26 protein-coding genes are annotated in these 25,311 nt (G+C 30.5%); 2 read left to right on the top strand and 24 right to left on the bottom strand.

The window, feature by feature from the left end; genetic code table 11:
- Positions 1 to 92: 92 nt before the first annotated feature.
- The 20 genes from HMPREF2561_RS10865 to HMPREF2561_RS05245 form a co-directional block, all read right to left on the bottom strand.
- A complete protein-coding gene (locus tag HMPREF2561_RS10865) occupies positions 93 to 269 on the bottom strand; it encodes a hypothetical protein (RefSeq protein WP_170076340.1) in 177 nt (58 codons plus the stop codon).
- Positions 270 to 466: 197 nt separating this feature from the next.
- Positions 467 to 1,774, bottom strand: coding sequence for a 2-oxoglutarate dehydrogenase complex dihydrolipoyllysine-residue succinyltransferase (gene odhB, locus HMPREF2561_RS05335; RefSeq protein WP_070468457.1), 1,308 nt, complete (start codon positions 1,772 to 1,774; stop codon positions 467 to 469).
- An 11-nt stretch (positions 1,775 to 1,785) separates the two neighbouring features.
- On the bottom strand, positions 1,786 to 4,593 hold the full coding sequence (locus HMPREF2561_RS05330) for a 2-oxoglutarate dehydrogenase E1 component (RefSeq protein WP_017176329.1): 2,808 nt from the start codon (positions 4,591 to 4,593) through the stop codon (positions 1,786 to 1,788).
- A gap of 170 nt (positions 4,594 to 4,763) precedes the next feature.
- On the bottom strand, positions 4,764 to 6,071 hold the full coding sequence (locus HMPREF2561_RS05325) for a HAMP domain-containing sensor histidine kinase (RefSeq protein ID WP_371089565.1): 1,308 nt from the start codon (positions 6,069 to 6,071) through the stop codon (positions 4,764 to 4,766).
- A 50-nt stretch (positions 6,072 to 6,121) separates the two neighbouring features.
- The gene (locus HMPREF2561_RS05320) at positions 6,122 to 6,781 is read right to left on the bottom strand and encodes a response regulator transcription factor (RefSeq protein ID WP_019835254.1); all 660 of its coding nucleotides are present in this window, start codon (positions 6,779 to 6,781) and stop codon (positions 6,122 to 6,124) included.
- A 324-nt stretch (positions 6,782 to 7,105) separates the two neighbouring features.
- On the bottom strand, positions 7,106 to 7,729 hold the full coding sequence (locus HMPREF2561_RS05315) for a phosphatase PAP2 family protein (protein WP_017176326.1): 624 nt from the start codon (positions 7,727 to 7,729) through the stop codon (positions 7,106 to 7,108).
- 17 nt (positions 7,730 to 7,746) lie between these two features.
- On the bottom strand, positions 7,747 to 8,814 hold the full coding sequence (locus HMPREF2561_RS05310; RefSeq protein WP_017176325.1) for an undecaprenyldiphospho-muramoylpentapeptide beta-N-acetylglucosaminyltransferase: 1,068 nt from the start codon (positions 8,812 to 8,814) through the stop codon (positions 7,747 to 7,749).
- An 18-nt stretch (positions 8,815 to 8,832) separates the two neighbouring features.
- Positions 8,833 to 9,336: a GNAT family N-acetyltransferase gene (locus tag HMPREF2561_RS05305; protein WP_019835253.1), complete on the bottom strand. Its 504-nt coding sequence runs from the start codon at positions 9,334 to 9,336 to the stop codon at positions 8,833 to 8,835.
- 17 nt (positions 9,337 to 9,353) lie between these two features.
- Positions 9,354 to 10,823, bottom strand: coding sequence for a S41 family peptidase (locus tag HMPREF2561_RS05300; protein WP_070468455.1), 1,470 nt, complete (start codon positions 10,821 to 10,823; stop codon positions 9,354 to 9,356).
- Between the two features lie 201 nt (positions 10,824 to 11,024).
- Positions 11,025 to 11,246, bottom strand: coding sequence for a YozE family protein (locus HMPREF2561_RS05295; protein WP_017176322.1), 222 nt, complete (start codon positions 11,244 to 11,246; stop codon positions 11,025 to 11,027).
- Positions 11,246 to 11,746, bottom strand: a complete 501-nt coding sequence (locus HMPREF2561_RS05290) for a PTS sugar transporter subunit IIA (protein ID WP_002449797.1) — start codon at positions 11,744 to 11,746, stop codon at positions 11,246 to 11,248. Before HMPREF2561_RS05290 ends, HMPREF2561_RS05295 begins: the two co-directional genes overlap by 1 nt.
- A 12-nt stretch (positions 11,747 to 11,758) precedes the next feature.
- Positions 11,759 to 12,187 (bottom strand): peptide-methionine (R)-S-oxide reductase MsrB, encoded by a 429-nt coding sequence (msrB, locus tag HMPREF2561_RS05285; RefSeq protein WP_002449905.1) that lies wholly within the window; start codon positions 12,185 to 12,187, stop codon positions 11,759 to 11,761.
- A complete protein-coding gene (gene msrA / locus HMPREF2561_RS05280; RefSeq protein ID WP_017176321.1) occupies positions 12,180 to 12,707 on the bottom strand; it encodes a peptide-methionine (S)-S-oxide reductase MsrA in 528 nt (175 codons plus the stop codon). Before msrA ends, msrB begins: the two co-directional genes overlap by 8 nt.
- A 101-nt stretch (positions 12,708 to 12,808) precedes the next feature.
- Entirely contained in the window at positions 12,809 to 13,654 is an 846-nt protein-coding gene (locus tag HMPREF2561_RS05275) for a DegV family protein (RefSeq protein WP_017176320.1), read from the bottom strand.
- A 21-nt stretch (positions 13,655 to 13,675) separates the two neighbouring features.
- A complete protein-coding gene (locus HMPREF2561_RS05270; RefSeq protein ID WP_048679885.1) occupies positions 13,676 to 14,152 on the bottom strand; it encodes a dihydrofolate reductase in 477 nt (158 codons plus the stop codon).
- A 41-nt stretch (positions 14,153 to 14,193) separates the two neighbouring features.
- The gene (locus HMPREF2561_RS05265; RefSeq protein ID WP_017176318.1) at positions 14,194 to 15,150 is read right to left on the bottom strand and encodes a thymidylate synthase; all 957 of its coding nucleotides are present in this window, start codon (positions 15,148 to 15,150) and stop codon (positions 14,194 to 14,196) included.
- Between the two features lie 181 nt (positions 15,151 to 15,331).
- A complete protein-coding gene (gene brxA / locus HMPREF2561_RS05260) occupies positions 15,332 to 15,766 on the bottom strand; it encodes a bacilliredoxin BrxA (protein ID WP_017176317.1) in 435 nt (144 codons plus the stop codon).
- A gap of 13 nt (positions 15,767 to 15,779) precedes the next feature.
- Entirely contained in the window at positions 15,780 to 16,895 is a 1,116-nt protein-coding gene (locus HMPREF2561_RS05255; RefSeq protein ID WP_017176316.1) for a conserved virulence factor C family protein, read from the bottom strand.
- A gap of 17 nt (positions 16,896 to 16,912) precedes the next feature.
- Entirely contained in the window at positions 16,913 to 17,161 is a 249-nt protein-coding gene (locus tag HMPREF2561_RS05250; protein ID WP_002449746.1) for a NifU N-terminal domain-containing protein, read from the bottom strand.
- Between the two features lie 11 nt (positions 17,162 to 17,172).
- Complete coding sequence (locus tag HMPREF2561_RS05245; RefSeq protein WP_002449911.1) at positions 17,173 to 17,367, bottom strand: zinc-finger domain-containing protein; 195 nt, start codon at positions 17,365 to 17,367, stop codon at positions 17,173 to 17,175.
- Positions 17,368 to 17,566: 199 nt separating this feature from the next.
- On the opposite strand from HMPREF2561_RS05245, the gene HMPREF2561_RS05240 reads away from it, so the two are divergent.
- Both HMPREF2561_RS05240 and HMPREF2561_RS05235 read left to right on the top strand, forming a co-directional pair.
- Positions 17,567 to 18,271, top strand: a complete 705-nt coding sequence (locus HMPREF2561_RS05240) for a queuosine precursor transporter (RefSeq protein ID WP_049382033.1) — start codon at positions 17,567 to 17,569, stop codon at positions 18,269 to 18,271.
- Between the two features lie 99 nt (positions 18,272 to 18,370).
- The gene (locus HMPREF2561_RS05235; RefSeq protein ID WP_002449811.1) at positions 18,371 to 18,772 is read left to right on the top strand and encodes a ribonuclease HI family protein; all 402 of its coding nucleotides are present in this window, start codon (positions 18,371 to 18,373) and stop codon (positions 18,770 to 18,772) included.
- 63 nt (positions 18,773 to 18,835) lie between these two features.
- Here the strand turns inward: HMPREF2561_RS05235 and HMPREF2561_RS05230 are convergent, their stop codons facing one another.
- The 4 genes from HMPREF2561_RS05230 to HMPREF2561_RS05215 form a co-directional block, all read right to left on the bottom strand.
- Complete coding sequence (locus tag HMPREF2561_RS05230; protein ID WP_048762443.1) at positions 18,836 to 19,720, bottom strand: 5'-3' exonuclease; 885 nt, start codon at positions 19,718 to 19,720, stop codon at positions 18,836 to 18,838.
- A gap of 14 nt (positions 19,721 to 19,734) precedes the next feature.
- Entirely contained in the window at positions 19,735 to 23,178 is a 3,444-nt protein-coding gene (locus tag HMPREF2561_RS05225) for a dynamin family protein (RefSeq protein ID WP_070468453.1), read from the bottom strand.
- A 163-nt stretch (positions 23,179 to 23,341) separates the two neighbouring features.
- A complete protein-coding gene (locus tag HMPREF2561_RS05220; RefSeq protein WP_002455331.1) occupies positions 23,342 to 23,980 on the bottom strand; it encodes an SDR family oxidoreductase in 639 nt (212 codons plus the stop codon).
- A gap of 178 nt (positions 23,981 to 24,158) precedes the next feature.
- The gene (locus HMPREF2561_RS05215) at positions 24,159 to 25,295 is read right to left on the bottom strand and encodes a THUMP domain-containing class I SAM-dependent RNA methyltransferase (protein WP_017176312.1); all 1,137 of its coding nucleotides are present in this window, start codon (positions 25,293 to 25,295) and stop codon (positions 24,159 to 24,161) included.
- Between the last annotated feature and the right edge of the window lie 16 nt (positions 25,296 to 25,311).

Genomic DNA, 25,311 nt, shown 5'->3' with positions numbered 1-25,311 from the left:
AGGGGGTATATCATAGGTTATTTAATTGTCTAAAAATAAACTTGATAAATTATATAAAGTTCGTTTTTAACTTATTGTAGTTTTAATAATTATTATTTTTTAATAGATTCTTTTGTAATACTCTTAAGAATATTTGTTGTTTTTTGTCCAAATATAATACTTAATTTATCATTTTTATACATGTTAGCATCTGCTTTGGAAAAGTCATAAATGGATAATGAGGGATGCGCTTCTCTGCTATTTTTTATATTCTCATTATTAGGATACATTTACGTTATCTTCTTTTATTTCTATATTACATATTTATTTTTAACTAATGATAATATCGAAATATTCTAGCGTAATTTTTTTAATGCTAATATAACTAAAACTTAAAAAGAGTAGAATAAATTCATTATGAACTTATTCTACTCTTTATCAATTTATGATTAAGATTTCAATATATTTAGCGCTTTAATAAATGAAATTAAGATTCTAATAATAAGTCTTCTGGGCTCTCGATCAGCTCTTTAATTGTTTTTAAGAATCCAACTGCTTCTTTGCCATCAATAATTCTATGGTCATAGCTTAATGCAATGTACATCATTGGTCTGTTCTCGATTGTATCTTTATCAATAGCAATTGGACGAGTGATAATTGAATGCATACCTAAGATAGCAGCTTGATTACCATTAATAATTGGTGTACTCATCATAGAACCAAATACACCACCATTAGTGATTGTAAATGAACCATTTACCATATCATCTAATCCAAGTTTTTTATCACGTGCTTTTACTGCTAAATCTGCAATTGATTTTTCTAGTTCAGCAAAGTTTTTCTTATCACAATCTCTAACGAATGGTACTAATAATCCATCATCTGTTGAAACAGCAATACCAATATCATAGTATTGTTTAGTAATCATATCGTCTCCATCAATTTCAGCATTAACTTCTGGATATTTTTTGAGTGCTGCTACTGCTGCCTTAGTAAAGAATGACATAAATCCTAATTTAGTGCCGTCATGATCTTTAATAAATTGTTCTTTTTTACGTTTTCTTAATTCCATTACATTTGTCATATCAACTTCATTAAATGTTGTGAGCATTGCGGTATTATTAGATACTTCTAATAATTTTTTTGCAGCTGTTTTCTTTCTTCTAGACATTTTTTCACGAATCACTGGTTTATTAGGCGTATTAGCAGTTGATTTTTTAGATGTTTCTTGTTGTGAATTAGGTTGAGTATTTTGATTAGATTGACTTGTTTTTTGACGATTATCAACATCTTCTTTTCTTATCACATCGCTACCTTTTCCAGCTACTTCATTTAAATCAATACCATTTTTACGAGCATGACGACGTGCTGATGGCGTTGCATTCACTCTTTTATTATTGATTGATTCTGAGTCGTCATTTGAACTTGTATCGCTACCTTGTGCTTCAGTAGAAGTGCGTGGTGTTGAATGATTAGTTTCTGCAGAATCTGTTTTTATGTTTTCATTTTCAGAAGTTGAATCGTTATTTTGTGATTTGCTTGAACTACTTGTACTACCTTTACCTTCACCGACAATTGCAATAGCTTGGCCCACTTCTACAGTGTCGCCTTCAGATGCAAGTTGTTCTTGAAGTATACCATCTTCTTCAGATACAACTTCAACATTCACTTTGTCAGTTTCTAATTCAAGAATAGCGTCTCCTTTTTCAACATTATCCCCTATGTTTTTTAGCCACTTTGCAACTGTACCTTCTGTAATTGATTCTGCTAATTCTGGAACTTTTACCTCTGCCATTATATTTCCCCCTAGTTATTTTTGACACTATTTTCAATAATTTTATGTTGAACAAGTTTGTGAATTTCTCCATCACCTTCGGCAGGTGCTGCACGTTGTATTCTACCCTGATAACTTAAATTATATTGATGTCCAACAATAGATTTAAGATATGGGTAAACAAATAACCATGCGCCTTGGTTTTTAGGTTCTTCTTGAACCCAAGCAACAGATTCTAAATTTGGTAATTCTTCTAAAGCTTTTTTAATGTCTTCCTCTGGGAAAGGATATAATCTTTCCACAGCAATAAGTTGTATATTTTCATTAGGTTCTTTTGCTAATGTTTCTTTTAAATCAATAAACATTTTTCCAGAAGCTAAAATGACTTTTGTTACTTTAGCTTTTTGAGCATCTTCAACAATAATTGGTTTGAAACTGCCAGTTGTAAATTCACTAATTGGCTTAGCCACTGTTTTATTTCTTAACAAACTCTTAGGTGACATCACAATTAATGGTCTCATCGCTTCAGTATTTAAACTTTTAGCTTGTGCACGTAATAAATGGAAGTAGTTACTAGAACTTGATAGATTGACCACTGTACTATTATTTTCAGCCGCCAGTTGTAAGAATCTTTCTAAACGTGCTGATGAATGTTCAGGACCTTGACCTTCAAAAGCGTGTGGTAAGAATAAAGTTAGACCACTACGCTCGCCCCATTTGGCTCTGGCAGATGACATAAAATTATCAAAAATCATTTGTGCCATATTTGAAAAATCTCCATATTGGGCTTCCCAAATATTCATACTATTTTTATTTTCAACATTATATCCATATTCAAAGCCTACGACTGCAGCTTCTGATAATGGACTGTTATGCACTTCAAATGTTGCTTTTTGATTTGGTACATGGTGAAGCGGTGTATACGTATTGCCATTGTCTTCATCATGTAGTACAGCATGTCTGTGACTGAATGTGCCACGTTCACTATCTTGACCTGTCAAACGAATTGATATGCCATCTTGAACAATTGTTGCAAAAGCTAATTGTTCTGCTTGAGCCCAATCAACTAGGCCATTTTCATTTTCAAAAGGTTCTCTACGTTTTTCTAATACTTTATTTAATTTTCTAAATACCTGGAAATCTTCAGGATAGTTCAACATTGCATCATTAATTTCTTTCAAATGTTCAAAGCTAAACTCTTTTTTATCACTTTGTAAAGGTAACTGAAGCGATTCAGGTTTATTCATTACAGTACTATTCATTTTATCTGATTTATCAATTTTATCTTGAGCAGTACGCATTTCTTTTTGTACAGAATCAATGATTTCAGACATTTGTTCTTTCGTTAAAATACCTTCATCTACAAGTTTATTTCCATAAATCACTTCAACTGAATCATGCTGTCTAATATTGTGATATAACGTTGGATTTGTAATAGATGGTTCATCCATCTCGTTATGTCCATATCGACGATAACCTACTAAATCAATGACAAAGTCTTTATGGAATTCTTTTCTAAATTCCATAGCAATATCAATTGCTTCAATTGTCGCTTCTACATCATCTGCATTCACATGAAGAATAGGTACATCGTACCCCTTAGCGATATCTGATGAATACGTTGTAGAACGACCATCAATAGGTTCAGTTGTAAAACCAATTCGGTTATTTGTAATTATATGTAGTGCTCCGCCAGTTGAATAACCATTTAAATTACTTAAATTCATTGTTTCAAAATTGATACCTTGACCAGGATATGCAGCATCTCCATGAATAATAATTGGCATACCGTGATGGAAATCTGTAGTTGGTCCACCCGCATGATGTGTATCATCTTGAGCAGCACGTGTTTTTCCTATAACTACAGGTGCTACAATTTCTAGGTGACTTGGATTGTTTGCTAAAGAAATACATTGTTCAATACCATATGAAGAAGTAGTTTTAACGCCACCTAAGTGATATTTAACGTCTCCTGTCCAACCAGCAGTAAGTTTTAAACTGCCATCTTCAGGTAAGAATTTCATTGGATCCGTGTGCATAAATTCTGAGATCATCATTTCATAAGGTTTTTCTAATACATGTGTTAAAACATTGAGACGTCCCCTATGTGCCATTCCAATTTGAATATTCTGAATGTCCTCTTGAGCAGCACGCTTCAATGTATGTTGTAACATTGGCACTAATGTATCTACACCTTCAATTGAGAAACGTTTTGCTCCAACAAAATTCTTATGTAGATATTTTTCAAAACCTTCAACATGAGCAAGTGTTTTAAATAAGTTAATTTTTTCATCACTATTAATGGTAGCTTTATAAGGTGTTTCAATACGACGTTTTAACCAAGTACGTTCTTTATTATTGTTAATATGATTGTACTCAAACGCAATAGAGCCTTTATAACGCTTTTCCATACGCTTTAACGCTTCATAAGCATTATCGTATATATCACTAAAGTGATCTGATACGATACCAGATGAAATATTTTTTAATGTCTCTTTATTTAAATTAAAATCTTCAATTTCTAATTTTGGGATATGCGTTCTTTTAGGCGCATTTACAGGATAAATATCAGCCTTTAGATGACCATATTGTCTAATATTATCAATTAATCGCATGACACGTTTGATTGTGCTATCATCTGCTGAAGTACCACTCCCATCTGTGGTAAACTTAGCTTTAACTTGTGCTTCGCCATTTTTTATTGTACTAAAAAGCACTTGTAAATCATCTGAGACAGAAGTTGGGTCTTGAAGATAATCATCATATAAATCGAGCATAAGACCCAAATTTGCCCCAAAATTTACTGGAGCTTCTGTAACATCCCTTTTATCCTTTGCCATATTATACCCTCCACAAAATAGTTAAACCGCTTACAAAACCATCATAGCACTATTTTAACTATTGATAAAGACTATTGACTGAATATTATGTAAAAAGAAAAAATTCAATAAAGATAAACTTTTTTAATTTTATATTAATAAAAAAACACAGATGATAATCATCTGTGTTTTTATTTAAAATTGATTTTGAATGTTGTGAATTTATTAAGTTCACTATCTACAGAAATGTAACCTCCATATTGACTCACAATCTTTTCGGCAATTGAAAGCCCTAAGCCATTACCACCTTGGCTTCTTGCTCTAGATTTATCTACTCTATAGAAACGATCGAAAATAAATTCTTGATCTTCTTTTGGTATGCCTAAGCCATGATCGGTAATTTCAATACTTATTTGTTTATTACGCAATTGTGTTTTAATACATATATGCTTTCTCTCTTTATCATATTTCATAGCATTGTCTATAAAAATTAAGATTAATTGTTCAAATTGATGACGATTAATTTGTAAAACTAAAGGTTTTTGTTCTAATTCAATCTCAAATAGATAATCTGGATGCAATTGTTGAAGTGCCTTAATTCGTGATTGAATTTCTTCATTGATATCAACGTCCTCTTTTTCTAAGGATTGCATATTTACTTTATCTTTGGTTAATAATAATAATTCTTCTACTAGCTTTGTAATTCGATTCATTTCTTCTAGTGAAATATTTAAAGACTCTTCTAAAATAGCAGGATCTTTCTTACCCCAGCGTTTAATTAAATTTAAATGGCCTTGAATGATTTGAAGTGGTGTTCTTAACTCATGAGAAGCATCTTCAACAAATTGTCTTTGTTGATTAAAAGAGGCTTCAATTTGATACATCATTTCGTTGAAAGTTTCTATTAAATTGTCTGTTTCTTCATAACTTGTATCAAGTTCTAATTTATTTTGAAAACCATCGCGTCGTATTTGATTCATTTTATTAGACATTGTTACTAGCGGTTTTGTAATATTTTTAGAAATGAAATAGCTAATACATGCAGTAATCACTGTAGCAAGTAGACCAAAAACAACAGCAATAATATAAAGTGATTTTACTAAGTTGTTATAATGCTCAAGAGAATGAATGAGTACGCTATAACCTTTAAAGTTTGGACTATGAAGTGGTTCAGTAATAACTAAATACTCTTTTCCATTATTTCGCATTACTTGAATTCGATCGGTCTTTTGTAAATTATTATTAGGTATAAACTGAATCGTACTTTCATTAGATGATTTCATTATTCTTTGACCTGTATGATTGTAAATAATGACTTCTTCATAATTTTCTAATGAAGCACTTAAATCTAATATCGATATATTATTAATCGGACGCGTTTGAATTAAATTGACAATATCACTTAAACTATGTTCTGCTTCATCCACTTCTCCTTCTCTTAAAGTATCTTTTAAGAAGAATATAATAATAAGACAAAATAAAATAATTGTCGTAAACATAATCAATGTAGTGATAGTCATCCATTTATATTGTAATGTATGATTTTTCATTATCGAATCACGTATCCTACACCACGAACAGTTTCAATGACTTTTTCTTTATTGAAAGGTTTCAATTTATTTCTTAAATATCTGATGTATACATCAACCACATTCGTTTCTACTTCACTATTATATCCCCATACATGATTTAAAATTTGTTCACGTTGTAGTACGTGATTGCGATTCGTTGCTAATAGATACAATAAATCATATTCAGTTTTAGTAAAATCTAATTGCTTACCATCAACAGTTACTTTAAATGCATCAATATCTATTCTGATACCATTAATATCGATAATATCCTTATGAGGCTGACGACGTAATACAGCACGAATTCTTGCAAAAAGCTCCTCAATTTCAAAGGGCTTTACTATATAGTCATCTGCACCATAATCTAATCCAGTCACTTTATCGTAAGTATCACTTTTAGCAGTGATGATAATAATTGGTGTTGATTGCACTTGGCGTACACGTCTACAAATTTCTAGGCCATTTATATTTGGTAACATTAAATCCAAAATAATCAAATCAAAATCGTTATTTAATGCTTTTTCTAAACCAGGTTCCCCATCATATTCGATGTCCACCTTATAACCCTCATGTGTTAATTCTAATTCAAGAAATCTGGCTAAATTTTGTTCATCTTCGACGATTAAAATATTAGTCATTTTTTCAGACACCTCTTTTTTAATAAACGTATGACTTCTCATAACATAACCAATATTCTATCACAAAAATTATTTGTTAATAGAATGAATAAAATAAAAGTAAGATTTTAATTGACAATCGTTATCAATAAGTTATAATATTAATTGAAAATGATTATCAATTAAATCTAAGTTTCCCCCATAATTTAAAATACTTAGAATTATAATCATTTTCAAGCCATTCCCCCCTTAATTTATATGTCCGTAAATACTAATAAACGTTCGTTTTAAAACGAGACGTAAATAATAAATAAGTGCGCCAAATAAGGCGCACTTATTTATTATTTATAAGGTTGTAGGCTCATGTAATCCTTTTAATACTAAAGTTGAAAGAACGATACAGAAAGCACCTCCAATGATTCCTGCAATAATATCAGTTGGATAATGCACGCCTAAATAAACTCTTGAAATAGAAATGAGTAAAATAAGTGCCGCACATAGTCCAATAATGACGCCTTTTGTACTTCCTGATGCTCTACGCTGAGCAATATACATTGCACTTCCAAAAAATGAAGTCGAACCCATTGCATGTCCACTAGGAAAACTAAATCCAGAAATATCAATTAAACGTAGTAATGTTGGACGTTCACGATCAAAAATATTTTTTAGTAAGGGATTTAATATACTTGATAGTGACATTGTGATAACAAAAAATAAAGCTTCAATTTTGTAACGTTTAAGCATTAAATAAGCAACAAGCATTAATGACAAACAAACCATTGCCCATACTTCTCCAATTTTTGTTGCACCTAATAAAATAGATGTAGTAATAAAACTCTCCGATGCATAAATAAATTCATATACTTCATTATCAATCCATTTGCCTAAACGTGATTCATGGAAAAATGCAATGATGCCAAAGATTAATGTAAAAACAATGAGCAATGTAATGCGTTTCGTTCTATTCATCAATTGGTCCTCCTATATTAAAGCGCGTCGTTCAAGATTTTATTAAATAAGTCTTCTTTAGTATAACTTTCTTTATAAGATTCCATTTGATGAGTAATATCAGTACGGTGAGATTCAATTTGTTTTAATTGTTCGAGTAATTTGAATTGTGTAAGTTGATCTTCTGGAATCATTTTTCCATATCCTTTGGATTCAAAATATTTAGCATTGTCAATTTGATCCCCTCTAGATTGATCAAGTCCTAGTGGTATGAGCAACATTGGGATTCTTAAAGTCAAGAATTCATAGATAGCATTAGAACCTGCACGACTTACGACTGTGTCTGTAATAGATAATAAATGCGTTAATTCTTCTTTAACAAATTCATATTGAATATATCCTTTTTGTTTATAAGACTCATCTACTAATCCATGCCCTGTTAAATGAATGATTTGATAATCATGTAGTAAAGCTTCAAGATTTTCTCTAATAATATCATTTAATTTTTTACTACCTAGGCTACCACCCATAACAAGTAATACTTTTTTATCTGAATCAAACCCTGTTATTTCATAACCTTTTTGTTGATTACCTTCTTTTAAATCTTCTCTAATGGTTGCCCCTACAAAATCAGCTTTATCTTTAGGTAGATATTTAAGTGTATCTTCAAATGTTGTATATATTTTTTTTGAAAATTTTAAAGATATTTTGTTTGCTAAACCAGGAGTTAAATCTGATTCATGAATAATAGTAGGAATATTCAATGAACGTGCTGCTATAACAACAGGAACAGAAACAAATCCCCCCTTAGAAAATAATAAATCAGGCTTTTCTTTTTTTAGAACGCGACGGGCATCTAAGATACCTTTTAATACTTTAAAAACATCTTTTGCATTTTCAAATGATAAATAACGACGTAATTTACCACTTGAAATTGGGTAATATTTAATATTCGAAAGTTGTGATTCAATCATTTCTCGTTCAATTCCGTTTTTAGAACCAATATAAAAAACTTGATGTCCTTTTTCTAATGCAGTTGGAATTAAACTTAAGTTCACAGACACATGGCCTACTGTGCCGCCTCCGGTAAACGCAATTTTAGACATGATTATTAACCTCTATTCTTATATGTTTTTATAATATGCATAGAATGGTGCGCCTCTATCGAATGGATGATAGTCAATTTCTGTTTCTCCTACTTTTTGGAAACCAAATTTCTCGAATAAACCTTGAGCGGGTTTATTTAATGCAAAAGTATCTGTCAGAATCACATGGATATGATGTTCTTCTGCTAATTTAACTGCAAAATCAAATAATTGAGTTGCTGCACCTTTATAATCTTTAGAACCAGCTAATCTATGAATAACATAAGCGTTATTTCTATCAACTGGCCATTCTAAATCATCATACCACTCTGATTGTTGTTGGTCGACAACAATAAATCCATAAATAGTGTTATTTTCTTCTAAAACATATAACGTCTCTGTATCAATATCTTCCTTAAAATGTTCAGTAGCTGGGTATTTATCGTCCCACTGATTATTCCCAAATGATTTCATTAAATCTTTTGCTTCTGACACTAATGTTTCGATTTGATTAATATCTTCATGTTTACCTAGTCTAATCATATAATAGTTATTCCTTTCTATTTTATTAATTTTAATAATTTGTCTAAGACTGTGTCTTCTTTATTTGATTTTTCAACTAATAATTGAGTGAATTTTTCATTTGTTTTGGTGTCAAATTTTCCCGTTTCAGATAGTTGATTATCTGATTGGAATAGTTTAATAGCATTAGCTAATTGATTATCAAATTGGTTTGATTCATCTCCGTTATAATAACCTAAAGCATCTAAACCAATTTTTATCGATTTAACGTTTTTATTATTATCGCCAACAGAATATGTTTTATCAGACGGAATAACACTTAATGATTGATACTTAGGAGAATCAATTGTAACATCTGGTCTAATACCTTTTCCATGAATATAATGATCATCAGGTGTTAACCATTTCATTTGTGTATATTTTAATAATGACCCATCTTTAAGTTCTCGTGTGGTTTGAACGATTCCTTTACCAAATGTTTTTGAACCATACACTTTAGCTTTATGGTGATCTTTCATTGCCCCTGTAAAGACCTCTGACGCACTTGCGGAACCTTCATTTACTAAAATACTCACTTTCATATCTTTAACATCTTTTAAAGCATCATTTGAAGTTTTAATTGCTTCTTTATCATTGCCTTTTTCAAGTTGAACAACAGTTTGACCTTTATCAATAAAAATATTAGCCATTTTAACTGCTTCATCTAATAATCCCCCTGGATTATTACGCAAGTCTAAGATGATATTTCGAATACCAGCATCATGAGCTTTTATAATTGCAGATTTTAATTCACCCGCAGTATTTTGTTGGAATTTAGTAATCGTAAATACAGCTATGTTACCTTTTTTCTTATACTCCACACTTTTGACATGAATTTTACCACGTTTAATATTAATATCTTTTTCTTCAGAACCGCGTTTAATAGTTAACCTAACATTTGTGCCTTCTTTACCTCTTACCACTTTAACAACTTGATCTAAAGGTTTACCTACTACAGACTTACCATTAACTTTTGTGACAACATCTTTAGGTTGAAGGCCAGCTTTTTCAGCAGGAGAATCTTTCATAGGACTTGTAATCATAATATCTTTATTTTTCTTTTGCATTTCTGCACCAATACCTACAAAATCTCCAGATACATCTTCATTAAAGCTCTTTGTTTCAGACTTTGTCATGTATTCAGAATATGGGTCTTTTAATTCTTTTACCATACCATTAATTGCAGCTTCAGAAAGTTTACTTGAGTTTTGTTTTTTGTAATAGTCTGTATCTAACGTTTTATATGCAAATTCTATTTTTTTCATTTCTTGACGCTCTTCTTTAGTTAAACCACTTAACTTATGACTGATTCCTATCGTTGCAAATACAGCTATAATTGTTGTAATGATAATAACACTTAATAAAATTAAGATAAACTGCCATATTTTCAAATGCATCTTTTTTTTAGGAGATGCATGTCTTTTTTCATCTGATTGTCCGTCATGGTGCTCCTCAGAATGATTATTCATAAAATCACTTCCTCTAATTACATCTTGTCTCTTATCATTTTATATAAAGACATACCTAGTATGTCTTTATTTTTAAGCAAACGCAAATTATAAGAAATTGTATTCTTAATTAGATAAAAATAAAAAGAGTGGCATATAAATCTAAAATTAAGATTTTATAACACCACTCCATATCATATTTAGACATAAAATGAATTTAAATTAGAATTTTAACCATTCTGTATATTCTTCATATAAATCATCAAATACGGACATAGGTAACGTAATGTCACTTTGCATTTCGATATAGTCTGATAATACGTTGAAGTCACTTTCATGTTTTGGAAACGATAAGTCATTGAAAATGTCTTCGGCTAATTCACCTTTATCATCTTTACGTCCTCTAGCCGTTAAGGCAAATTGATAAAATGAATGATCTTTCATTAGCTCATTGTCACATCGACAACTTTAGTTTCGCCTTTAATAACAGCTTTAACATCATCGAGTGAAATAGATTCTGTTTGATCAGAATTTGTAATAATAATAGGTGAAATAACTGATTTGGCATTATTTCTAATAAATTCTAAATCGAATTTGAGTAAAGGGTCGCCTACTTGTACTGTGTCACCACTGCTAACCAGTACATTAAATCCTTCTCCGTCTAACTGAACAGTATCTAATCCAATGTGTACTAAAATTTCAAGACCATTTTTAGTTTTTAAACCAATTGCATGTTTTGTTGGAAAAACATTATCAACTTTTCCAGCAACTGGGGAAACTACCTCACCTTCAGTAGGATTAATACCGAAACCTTCACCCATCATTTTTTGGGCAAATACAGGATCTGGTATATCTTCAATTTTGACATATTCACCTGTTAATGGTGCATATAGTTGAGTTTCCTTATTGACTTCTTTATCTTTACCAAATAATTTTTTAAACATTATTCATCGCTCCTATTTATTAAAATGTTGTATCAAATCGCCATATCCTAATTCTTCTAATTTTTCGTATGGAATAAATTGAATAGCTGCAGAATTAATACAATAACGCAATCCGCCACTTTCTTTTGGGCCATCATTGAATACGTGACCTAAATGACTGTTAGCATCTTCTGATCTAACTTCAGTTCGAATCATACCAAATGATTTATCTACGAGTTCAACAATTTCATCATCGTCTAATGCTTTTGAGAAACTTGGCCAACCACAATCAGATTCAAATTTCTCTTCAGAAGTAAATAAAGGCTTACCAGAAATTTTATCTACGTATATTCCTTTGTCAAAATGATTCCAATATTCATTTTGAAAAGGAGGTTCTGTACCATTTTCTTGAGTAACGAGATACTCCATATCATTTAATTCGCTTTTATCTTTTTTAATCATTTTGAGACCCCCAATGTGATTCTATAAATGCTTTTCTACCAGAACCGCGTTGATATTGCTCATAATGCATAGGATTTTTTTTATAATAGTCTTGATGGTAATCTTCCGCTGGATAAAAGTTTTTGTAAGGAAGAACTGGTGTGATGATTGGTTTTTTAAAAATACCTTCTTCATTTAGTTGTTGGATTTTTAATTCAGCAGCTTTTTTTTGTTGTTCATCATGATAAAATATTGCTGGTTCATAGCTTTCGCCTCTATCAAAAAATTGCCCTTTATTATCTGTCGGGTCAAATAGTTTAAAGTAAACATCCAAAATATTTTCAAATGACGTAATATCTGGATTATAAGTAATTTGAACTGCTTCTCTATGACCAGTTTGATTTGAACATACTTGTTCATACGTTGGATTTTCTATATTTCCGCCACTATAACCTGATACGACATCTTCAATACCTGGGTAAGATGTAAAAGGTTTAACCATACACCAGAAACATCCTCCTGCTAAAGTTGCATATGCCATTATATTACCTCCTCTATCTTTCTTTAAATTTACGATATAATGATATGAAATTAAAGTAATTAACTCAGAGATCAATAACTTAAGTCACCTATTATTATCTATTATCCTCTAACTACGACAAGACCGATAGCGCCTTGACCAGTGTGTGTAGAAATGACTGGTGTCGTTACATTAACATCATAATTTTGTTGTCCAAATGCTTCATTAAATTGATGTTTTACTTTTTCAATGAATTCAATCGTATTTGCATGTGCAATACCAATCGATTGAATAGTATGATTTTCAATAAATTTAGCAATTTCTTTTTTTAGATATTGAATACTAGAGTTTTGTGTACGAGAATTATGTACGATTTCTAAATATCCCTCTCTAAGTGTTCCTATCGGTTTTATTTTCATAATATTTCCGATTAAACCTTTTGTTTTACTGATGCGTCCACCTTTAATTAATTGATTGAGTTGGCCAATAACAACAAATAGTTTAATATTTTTCTGCAATTCTGAAATATGTTTAATAATTTCTGCACTTGAAAGATTAGTGTTTACAAGTTCTACTAAACGTTGAATTTGGTATGCTAATCCAAAAGAAATTGATTTTGAATCAATCACATTTACTTTTGCTTCAATCATATTGCTCGCTTGTAAAGCAGTCTGATATGTTCCACTTAATCCTGAAGACATATGAATGCTAAAGATTTCTACATCGTCATTGTCTTTATCAAGTTGTTCATATAATTCAATAAATTTACCAATTGATGGCTGACTCGTTTTAACGTCAGCGTCTTCTTCAATACGTTTAATGTACTCCTCGGATGAGATATCTACTTGATCTACAAATGATTCTTTATCAATGGTTAAATTTAATGGAACAACATGGATGTTATGTTGATTTAAATATTCAGCTGATAAATCTGAGGTAGAGTCTGTAACGATTACTTGTTTAGTCATAATTTCTCCTGTTAATTTATTTTATTTTCGTACTAAATGTAAAAAGGTATGTGGAATAGTATTTTTTCCATCAAGTTGACCCTCTTCAGAAGATACAACCGTCCAATCTTCAAATGTATAGGGAGGGAAAAATGTATCACCTTGATGTTTTCCATCTACTACAGTGATATACATATCGTCAACTTTATCAATCATTACTTCAAATAATGTTTGGCCACCAAAAATAAATACATGACCCTCTAAGTTGTAGATATCATCAATTGTGTGAATCACTTCAACGCCATCAGGTTTAAAATTGTTATCACGAGTTAAAACTACATTTTTTCTATTTGGTAATGGTTTGCCAATGGACTCAAATGTTTTTCTACCCATTACAAGTGTATGGCCAGTTGAGAGTTGTTTTACATGTTTTAAATCATTTGGAATATGCCATGGTAGAGCATTTTTATAACCAATGACACGTTGTTGATCATGTGCCACTAAAATTGATAAGGTCATTTATCATATCCCCTTTTAGTTTATTTTTAATTAAAGATAGATTACACAGCAATGGGCGCTTTAATTGCTGGATGAGATTGATAGTCTACAAGTTCTAAATCTTCATAATTAATATCAAAGATTGAGTGTTCAGAATTTATTTTTAATGTAGGAGGTGCAAAACCTTCTCTAGAAAGTTGAGTCTTAATTGCCTCTATGTGATTAGAATAAATATGTGCATCTCCAAAAGTATGAATGAATTCTCCAACTTCTAAGTTACATTCTTTAGCAATTAAATGCGTAAGTAATGCATAACTTGCAATATTAAAAGGCACACCTAGGAAAATATCTGCACTACGTTGATAAAGTTGACAACTTAATTTGCCATCTTGTACGTAGAACTGAAACATTGTATGACATGGTGGTAATGCCATAGTATCAATTTCAGTGGGATTCCATGCTGAAACTATGTGTCTTCTCGAATTAGGGTTTGTCTTAATTTGCTGAATAACTGTTTTAAGCTGATCGAAATGATTACCATATTGATCTACCCAATCACGCCATTGCTTTCCATAGACATTTCCTAAATCACCATATTTTTTAGCAAAAGTATCATCATTCAACACTTTCTCTTTAAATTTTTTCATTTCCTGTTGATACATTTTATTGAAATTTTCATCTTCTTGAGAACGATGTCCAAAATTTGTCATATCTGGACCATGATAATCTTCAGATTGAATATATTTTTCAAAAGCCCATTCATTCCAAATATTATTATTATATTTTAATAAATACTGAATATTAGTATCTCCTTTTATAAACCACAATAACTCAGTAGCAATAAGTTTGAAAGATATTTTTTTTGTAGTGAGTAAAGGGAATCCCTTCGTTAAATCGAAGCGGATTTGATGTCCAAATTTAGAAATGGTACCTGTATGTGTTCTATCATCACGTTGATTACCAATTTCTAAAATGTCATTACATAAATCGTGATACGCCGAATCAAAAGGATTGAGCATATGTACATCTCTCCTAAATTTTATATTAATTATCATTATACTAGAAAATAGAAAGATATTGAATGAATTATATTATTTCAAAACATTTTTATATTTAAAAATCTCCAATAATAAATTATCAAACTGAGATAATTTATTATTGGAGATGCATATTAAGATAGATTAATTTAATATAATCATATTAACAATTTTCGTCGAAAGCATCTTTAATATCCATACAAATATCTTGAATATCTCTACCTTCAATATGTTCACGCGGAATAAAATGCTTTAATTCTGTACCTTTAAATAAAGCATACGAAGGGCTTGAAGGTACTTGTTGGATATAATCGCGCATTGTTTGCGTTGCTTCTTTATCTTGTCCAGCGAATACTGTGACTTTATGTGTTGGCTTTTTATCATTTTGATCAGCAACTGCTACAGCAGCAGGTCTCGCTAAACCAGCAGCACAACCACATGTAGAATTAATAACAACAAATGTTGTTTCGTCATCTTTAACATTGTTCATATAGTTTGATACATCTTCACTTGATTCTAAACTTGTAAAACCATTATCAGTTAATTCAGAACGCATTTGTTGTGCTAGTTCATGCATATATTGTTCATACGGATTCATATAAAAAACTCCTTTAATGTTTATTACGATTAGCAATTTGTTTCCATACGGAACCTAATGCTTCATCGCCATTTTCAATTCTAGAAATTGCCATTTTCACTTGAAGTTTTACTTCGTAAGCATTGTCGTTTGCATGCGCTCTTAGAGATGCTAGTTGCGCTTCGCCACCTTCTTCAAATAAAAACATTGCAGCTCTCCAACGAACAATTTTTTGTGGATCATCAAGTGCTTTTTCCATTTCTGGCAAAGCTTCTTTATAACCTAAATCACTGATACAGTCTCCAGCTGTACGTCGAATAGCTGGATGCTGATCATTTAATCCTTTATACAAATATGGCAATATTTCTTTACTTTCAATCATACCAAATAAAACAATCGCTTGACGTCTTAATGGTAACTTATTTTCATTTAGGGCTTGCTCTAAGAGTGGAATATCCTCAAGTGTTGGTGTTGGGAATTCTGTTAACATTCTGAGACGTACTTTCCAGTCTGATTCATTCAAGTACTCCTCGTATGAAACATGTTGATAAAAATGAGATGTACTTTTCGTTTGTGTAGATAAAGCTTGAACGACTAATTGTTCCAATCGACTTTTTGGATATAATGCAATGATTTCTTCATAAACTTCTTCCATAACTAGAGAAAGTTCTCCATAACGTAAACCAAGCTCTTTCCATTTTCTAAGAAAAATAACATTATCATCATCTTCTTGTGCTTTAAGCATACTATTAATAAAGATATCAGGTAGTTGTTTACGTACTTCTTCATGAGCATTTGTTAATTTAATTTGATATGGGATATTTTTAAAAGTGAGTATCTCTGCTTTCACTTCTCCATAGTGTTCATCAAACTGAGATGATTGACTAATAGTTTCCTCTTTTTGAAGTGACGCAGTAATTTGAGGTAATACCTCTTCCCAATTTGCTTTCGGATACTTATCAATAGCTAAAAAGTCAATTACATGAAATATAGATTTAACATCTTTAATTTGTAATAAGTCATTAATAAAATCAGGTTGAGATGTTTTGACTTCTGTATATGTGTTCGACTGATTATCAGCACGCTTTTCACTTAAAACGATTTTCATTGTATTTGGGCTTGGTGTTGGTTCAATTTTTAATATTTCCACTACTGTTCCTCCTAAAATTAAAATGTGTCTTCAATTTTAGGTACAAGATCATCCCAATTGGCATATTCCTCTTTATCTACTGAAATAAAATCCATGACATAAAAAACTGACTTTACTCCTTCGATATCAAATAATCGATTAATAAAATCAGGTTGCCCATCTTGAGCAGATGTATACGTATTTGATTGATTATCTTTACGTTTTTCACTTAAATTAATTTTAATCGTATTATAATTTGGTGTGTCTTCAATTGACTTTATATGCATAAAATTCCCTCCTATTGAAGTTCATTGCCTAATTGCTTAATTTGCTTACCTATTGAACATTCAGAAATACAAAAATGATGTGCTTGTGTTTTTCCTTCTGTTTTTCTAATGTGTGTTTTCAGTAAACATTTATCACAATAAGTATTCATTAATTCATCAATTTTTTCTATTGCATTTTGTTCGGAATGTGTAAGTATAACTTTCACTCCTTATACTTAATTTTATAAATATGGAGTTATTATAACTTATATGATGATCATTTTAAAATAATCGATTTTATTTTTTATTATTTATAATATGAATTGATTAATGAGTATTGAATTTGAATTACTTTTACTATAAAATATTAAAGTTGCTTAGCGGTTTCTAAACACCCGCATTATCAAAATTTAGGAGGAATAAATGATGTATAATGAATTTTTTGGTATTGCTACTTTTTTTGTAACATTTATTGTAATGGTTTTAATGTATCGTTGTTTTGGTAAACAAGGTCTTATCGCTTGGGTAGCTATCGGTACAATTATTGCTAATATCCAAGTCATCAAAACGGTTGATATTTTTGGTATCTCAGCAACTTTAGGTAATGTAATGTTTGCCTCTATCTACCTAGCTACAGATATTTTAAATGATATTTATGGACGAAAAGTTGCTAAACGTGCTGTATGGTTAGGCTTCTCATCAACTCTTGTTATGATAATTGTAATGCAAATGTCATTACATTTTATACCCGCACCAGAAGATATATCTCAAAAAGCATTATCTACGATTTTTGATTTAGTGCCGAGAATTGCTTTAGGTTCAATTATTGCTTATATTATAGGGCAACATGTAGATGTGTTCATCTTTTCAATGATAAAAAAAGTTTTCCAATCAGATAAAACATTTATTATTAGAGCTTATGGAAGTACGGTATTAAGTTCAATTATTGATACTGCATTATTTGTAACTATCGCATTTATCGGTACATTGCCTGCAAGTGTTGTATTTGAAATCTTTATTACTACGTATGTTTTAAAATTAGTCTCAACGATTTTCAATGTTCCATTTGGTTATATTGCGAAGTCTTTCTATCGAAAAGGAAAAATTCAAAAATTAGACGAAGGTTATTAAAACAATCATACATGCATATTGTTTAGGTTTACTAAGCAATATGCTATTTTTAAATAGACAAATAGTGTTTAATTAATGCTTAAACTAGAGGTGTTTTTAATGGCTAAAATATTTTTTGATGCTGCGACGAGTGGCAATCCGGGACGTAGTACGTGTGGGATAGTAATTAAAGAAAATGATATTAAATATACGTATACACATGATTTAGGAGAATTGGACAACCATAGTGCTGAATGGTCTGCATTCATTCATGCATTAGAACATGCTCGTGAATTAAATGTTTCAAATGCTTTATTGCATACAGATTCTAAATTGATAGAAGATAGCGTGAATCAAGGTTATGTAAAAAATGCGCGTTTCAAACCATTTTTTGAAAATATGGAGATTTTAGAAGCAAGTTTTGATTTGCTATTTGTAAAATGGGTTCCAAGAGATAAAAATAAAGAAGCAAATCAATTAGCACAACAAGCTCTATACAAATTAATTAAGAATAAACAATAATAATGTAAAAAAGAAGATAAAAGAATTTATGTTGAATTCTTTTATCTTCTTTTTTTATCTGTTTTACATTAAAATTTTTGAAGCAAGATATTTACCAGAGACATAAAGTTCGTGTTCATTACAAATTGAAAGAATATGATTCAATGAATGTGTATATTCCATTTCTTTATATAATGCAGTTGTATCGATAGGCACATCCGTATAGATTTCCGCTAATTGTTTGGATAAAATCAAATTTTCTTTATCAGTTGCAATTTTTTTCTGTTGACCAGGTGTAAGTGATTCGATATGGTCTAGTACGTTTTCAACGCTACCATAAGATTGTATTAATTTAATGGCGGTTTTTTCCCCAATACCTTTAACACCAGGATACCCATCTGCTGAATCTCCCATAAATGCTTTAATATCAATAAGTTGAAGTGGATGTAATGCATACTCTTCATTAAAACGATTAAGAGTATAATGATGATAAATATTAAAACCTTTTCTGATTAACCAGACTTCTACTTGTTCATTGATACATTGTAAAATATCTCTATCTCCAGTTACAATATGTACTTCATTATCTTTTGAATATATTTTAGCGAGTGTTCCTATGACATCGTCTGCCTCATAATTTGCAACACCGATATTCACAAAACCAAATTGTTCTGAAATGTCTTTTACGTAATCGAATTGAGGTATCAATTCTTCTGGTGGCGCAGGTCTATTTTGTTTATAAGAAGTATACATAGCATTTCTAAAGGTTGCTTGCCCCATATCCCAACATATCGCAACATGGCTTGGTTTAATATCCTTAATTGCCGTAAAGATATGTCTAACAAAACCTTGAATCCCATTGGTTGGCATACCTTTAGAATTATACATAAATTGATTGTGTAGACTTGTAGCATAAAAATGTCTAAATAAGAGTGCCATTCCATCTACAAGTAAGACACGTTGAGTCATATTAATCCTTCTTTCTAATTTAAAAGTGGTTCCAATTGTTGATTTACTGTTTCTAATTGTTCAATGAGTGAATTATCGATACGTTTAGATAATAAGTCATTGATTTGCTCTAAAACATTATTATTTAACTGATTAAGTTCGATGTTCGCGTCGTGAGTTAAGTTAGATACATAATAATTTAATTGTTGTTTTAATACGTTTAGTGATGGTTGTAGCAGTTCTAGTGTATTTGTACAAATCATTTCTTGCAGTTCTCTTTGCGCATTTGCATTTAAAATTTTACGTTTAGACAACTGTTTAGGTAAAACTGAAAGCATCTCTTCTAAACTAATACGTAATAGTGCATCATCAGTAAACGGCGCTGTTATTTTAAAATGAGGTTGGATAAGTACATGAACTGAGTTTAATTTTTGAATTGTTGGTGCTATTTGTTGATCTAATTGAGAAGTAAAGTATGTTTTTATTCTTTCGACTAATAAAGTTTGTTCTAAATATAATCGTTGATGAACTTGATCTAAGTACATTTTCGTAGCACGTTTCTTTTCATCATTAAAATCATTATTTTGTGTCATTTGACTATTATATACTTTTTTAACCTCATCTAATAATTGAAGCTGTAATCGTTTATTTAAATGATAGATTTGTTCTTCAACCTCATTTTTAGTATGCTGCTCACTTGTATGAATAATTTGGTTAGTTAATGGTGTTTTATTTTTATAAGTTTCAAGTTGTTGTTGTTGTTCTAACATACGTGTTTGATTTGTTTTAAATTCATAGATGATTTGATTAAAGTTATCGCGCATTTGCTCGATTTGATGAATCATTTGCTTCTCTAAAATCGTTTTCGATTCAGTTTCGACAAAATGATTAATACTTTCTTTTAATTTAAGAATGCCTTCATCTTTAGTCTCCAATGCACGTTTACTTGATACACCGAATAATTCAGATGGCAGATTCACTTGAGATAGAGCATCTTTTACATACTGCTCCACTGCTATTAAATCTTCATTAGTTTCAGCTAAATCTATCGCATTAATAATCATTTTAAATGTCTGTGCTTCATTTAATTGGTTAATATCTTTCATATGTTCAATAAATGCTTTGTCATTATCAGTAAATGAGTGATTAAAATAGCTCACATATAAAATTAGATCTGAAGAAGTTAAGATGCGTTCAGTTTCATTTGTATGTCGTTGATTATTAGAATGTAACCCTAATGAATCAACGATAATTTTGTCTTTTAACCAATCCAGTGGAAGTTGTATATGAACGGTTTTAACAAATGTAGCGTATTCGTCTTCAGCACTCCATTGCTTAATTTCATTTTGTGAAATAGTATGTGTTATACCTTCTGTTAGCATATCTTGGTACATTGAAAAGTGCTTCTCTACTGATGTTATAAAAGCCAATTGATTTTTTTCTAATTGTTGTTTTAAAGACTCAATATTACTATTCATAAATTTTTCTAACGAGTTAAAAGAAACGTTTTGATATTCAAGTAATTGGTTTAATTCATTTAACAATTGCGTATTTGTTTTCAAAGTAATTTGACTATCATGACCATATGAGATTTCAGTCGTAGCTGCTGTTGTTGGATTAGGTGAGCTTACAAGATAATGATCTCCAAGTAAAGCATTAATCAAGCTACTTTTTCCTGCACTAAATGTACCAAAGACGCCTATTTTTACAATTTTATTATCTATGCGTTGCAATGTTGCTTTGATGTCTTGCTTAGTTTTATTGAATAAAGGAACAGGTTCAATGATAGCCAGAGCTTTCTGAATATCAAAGTGATGAGTTGTCGTATCCTTAGTTGATGTAATATCTTCGTCTAAATCATTTGTTGAAGATATGGTTGATTGATTAAGTTTATAATGTGTTTCTGTTCGATCAATTAATTTATCGAGTGAGTCATTTATATGAATATAATAATGTTTATAATTTTCAGTTGTTAATGACTGTTTTAAATTCTTGAACTCAAGATACTGTTCATATAAATGTGCATCATTATCTTCTATGTTAGATAATTCCGTTGCTTCAGTATGTTCAATAATGTCTTTAAATAATGAATCTGATTGTTTTTCGATAGCACGTGCAATTGCTTTTAAAACGTCATCACTAAATGTGAGCACATAGGTATTATTAATGCTTGTTTGTACTTGATATAAATTAGAAATTAAAGTAGGTTCAATTTCATAATGTTGATTTAAAATTCGTTGATTTACTTCAGAATGATGAATAAAGCGAGTTACAAAAGATAAATCTTCACGCATTGGTTGACGAATGTGTCGATTCACTTTTTCTTGTAAACGGTCTACAACAATTTGTAAACGTTTTGCTCTCTCTTCTTCCGTTTTCTTTTTTTTATTTAGAAGACCGCCCACTTTGAAGTCTAAAGCCATGCTTTCAAGATAATAACGAATATCTTCTCGCATATCATGAGTCATAATATAAGCATTATCTAATATATTTTTCCGTTTTTCTTTTAAGTACGTTAATAATTGAGAAGAATGATTTAATAATTGTGCTTCTTCACTTATAGCTTGATTCTGTTGAAATTGTTTATAGGATTCTTCAAATTCGGATTCATTGATATTTAAAGCGTCAAGTATATTTTGCATATGCTCTTGAATATATGAAAGCTGAGTACGATGTATAAATTCAATGATACGTGTTACAAAATCTTCAATAGGTTCACGTAGTTTATCTTTTTCTTCTAAAAACTCTGAGAATAAATGAAGTTGATTGTTTGGATGATCAAATTTACTAACATAAAATAGTTGATCGACTTTAATATCCCAATCTTGTATAGATTGTTCTACTTTTTGTTTAAATGTATCAAAAGAAATTTCATTCTCATTATGCTTATCAATTTGATTGATAACAAAAATAATAGGTATGCCTACTTGATTCATGCGTTTCATAAATTGGAAATTGAGTGCAGACTGAACATGATTATAATCAACTGTATACACAATCATATTGCTTGTATATAAAAATTGTTCAGTAGTGGATTGGTGTGTAGAAACATTTGAATCTACTCCTGGAGTGTCTTGTAATGTAAAACCAAGATTAAACTTATTTGAAGGAAACTTTATTTCAATAGATTCCACATCAATATTTAATCGGTTCATTATTTTTACATCATCATACGTTTTTAACTTAGCATATTTTTGATATTCTAAATTAGCAATAATTTCTTCTTCTTTTGAAACAGAAACTATAGCCGTATTACTCGTTGTTGGTACAGGTGAGCTAGGCAATATATCTTGTTCTAATAATAAATTGATTAATGTTGACTTACCAGCTGAAAAATGTCCAACAAATGATAAAGTATATTGATTTAAATATACTTTTTTAATCACTTGATTTATTGTATGTACTAATGCTTCGTTATTCGATTTTTCTATTTCTTTTTTTAATTTGTATAATACATCTAATTGTTCATTATTTTGCATAATGCTATCCCCTTTATTTCACTCACTCTAAAATATAAAAAAATTAAGGTTATAAAACTAAAAAGAATTATAACCTCACTTTTAGGGTGATAAAACTAAAATATCTTTAGCTATGTTTATTAAATTTTATCATAAGAAATAATAAAAACCTATATAGAATGAATTAGTTAAACCAAGCTGGTTTATCGCCATCAGTATTTGGTTTATTTACTCCAATATTTTGTCTAGAATAAAGTTCAGGTTGTTTCGCTATACGCACTGCTAAATTGGCTACACTTCTTCTAGAAACTTCTGTTCCTTTAAAGGTATCACCTTTTTGAGTAATTTCATAATCTGATTCATTTTTAAATGTTAACCAAGCAGGACGAATAATTGTATAATCTAAGTCAGACGCTTCAATTAAATCAGCTGCTTTACGATATTTAGTTAATTTTTCACCAAATTGTTCTTTGTTAAATGTATTGAATTTATCTGGTAATTCGTCATAAATACCAGGAGCTGCCACAAATATTAAACGTTTAACATTCTTTTTGTTCATGGCATCTATAATGGCTTGTGCTTCTCTATCTAGTGATCCTGATAAACTTGCAAAAACAATATCTACTTGATCTAATGCTTTTTCTAAATCTTCAACATTTTTAGCATCACCTTCAAAGACAGTGATACGATTAGATGCGTAATCAGGAATACGGTGGGCATTTCTTAAAAATAAATCAACGTTAAAACTAGAATTCTCTAAGAAAATTTTAGTTGCTTCAATTGATACTTTTCCGTTAGCCCCTACAATTAAAACTGTTTGCATAACTTATTCTCCTTACTATACTGTTTAAATGTGCTATGTTTTTAACACGCTTACTAATAACTTTACAATAGTCACTATTATAGTGCTAATAAATACATAAATTTTAAATAAATATTATCCAATTTATTAAGAAAAATTTACAAAATTAATTATTTTCAAATAAATCTTCAAGTCAAATTTATTTATCAATATTAGGCTTTTTTCCCCAGTATTGATAATACGTACATTCGATATAACCGTTAAAAAGTTTTCGACGTTTAGTTGCTTTACGATCTACTAAATACTCAAATTCTTTATTACTTGTAAGGATATATGTTGATAAATAAGGATGTTGTTTCATTAGTTTACCTACATATCGATACATTTCTTCAACTTCAGCTCTACCTCCAATACGCTCGCCGTATGGCGGGTTACCAACTAACGCTACAGGTCCTTCTTGGTCGATAGTTAATGTATTAACATCCTTAACACTAAATTGAATAATATCACCTAGGCCTACTTCTTCAGCATTACGTTTAGCAATTTCAACCATTTCTGGATCGATATCAGACGCATACACTTGAATGTCTTTATCATAGTCAGCTTGTTGATCAGCTTCGTCACGCATGACGTCATAAATATTAGGAGGCATAATATTCCATTCCTCTGATACAAATTCTCTATTAAAACCTGGCGCAATATTTTGAGCAATTAAACATGCTTCAATAGCAATGGTTCCAGAACCACAAAATGGATCAATAAAGGGTGTATCACCCTTCCAATTTGCTAAACGTACTAAGCTAGCTGCTAATGTTTCTTTAATAGGTGCTTCACCTTGTGCAATACGATACCCTCTACGATTTAGTCCTGAACCTGACGTATCAATGGTAAGTAGGACATTATCTTTAAGAATAGCTACTTCAACAGGATATTTCGCACCACTTTCGTTTAACCATCCTTTTTCATTATAAGCTTTTTTAAGACGTTCAACGATAGCTTTTTTAGTAATGGCTTGACAGTCAGGAACGCTATGAAGTGTAGATTTTACACTACGACCTTGGACAGGAAATTGTCCTTCTTTATCGATAATTGTTTCCCAAGGTAATGCTTTTGTCTTTTCAAAAAGTTCATCGAATGTTTTAGCATTGAAGCGTCCTACTACTATTTTTAATCGGTCAGCTGTACGTAGCCATAAATTACATTTTACAATGGCATTAGCATCACCTTCAAAGAAAATGCGTCCATTTTCAACTTGAGTATTATAACCAAGTTCTTGTATTTCTTTAGCAACTACGGCTTCAAGACCCATTGGACACACGGCTAATAATTGATACATTATTTCATCTCCTTTG

This window comes from Staphylococcus sp. HMSC069E10, from assembly GCF_001809205.1.
GTDB lineage: Bacteria > Bacillota > Bacilli > Staphylococcales > Staphylococcaceae > Staphylococcus > Staphylococcus hominis.
This window is presented reverse-complemented; position numbering and strand designations above follow the sequence as displayed.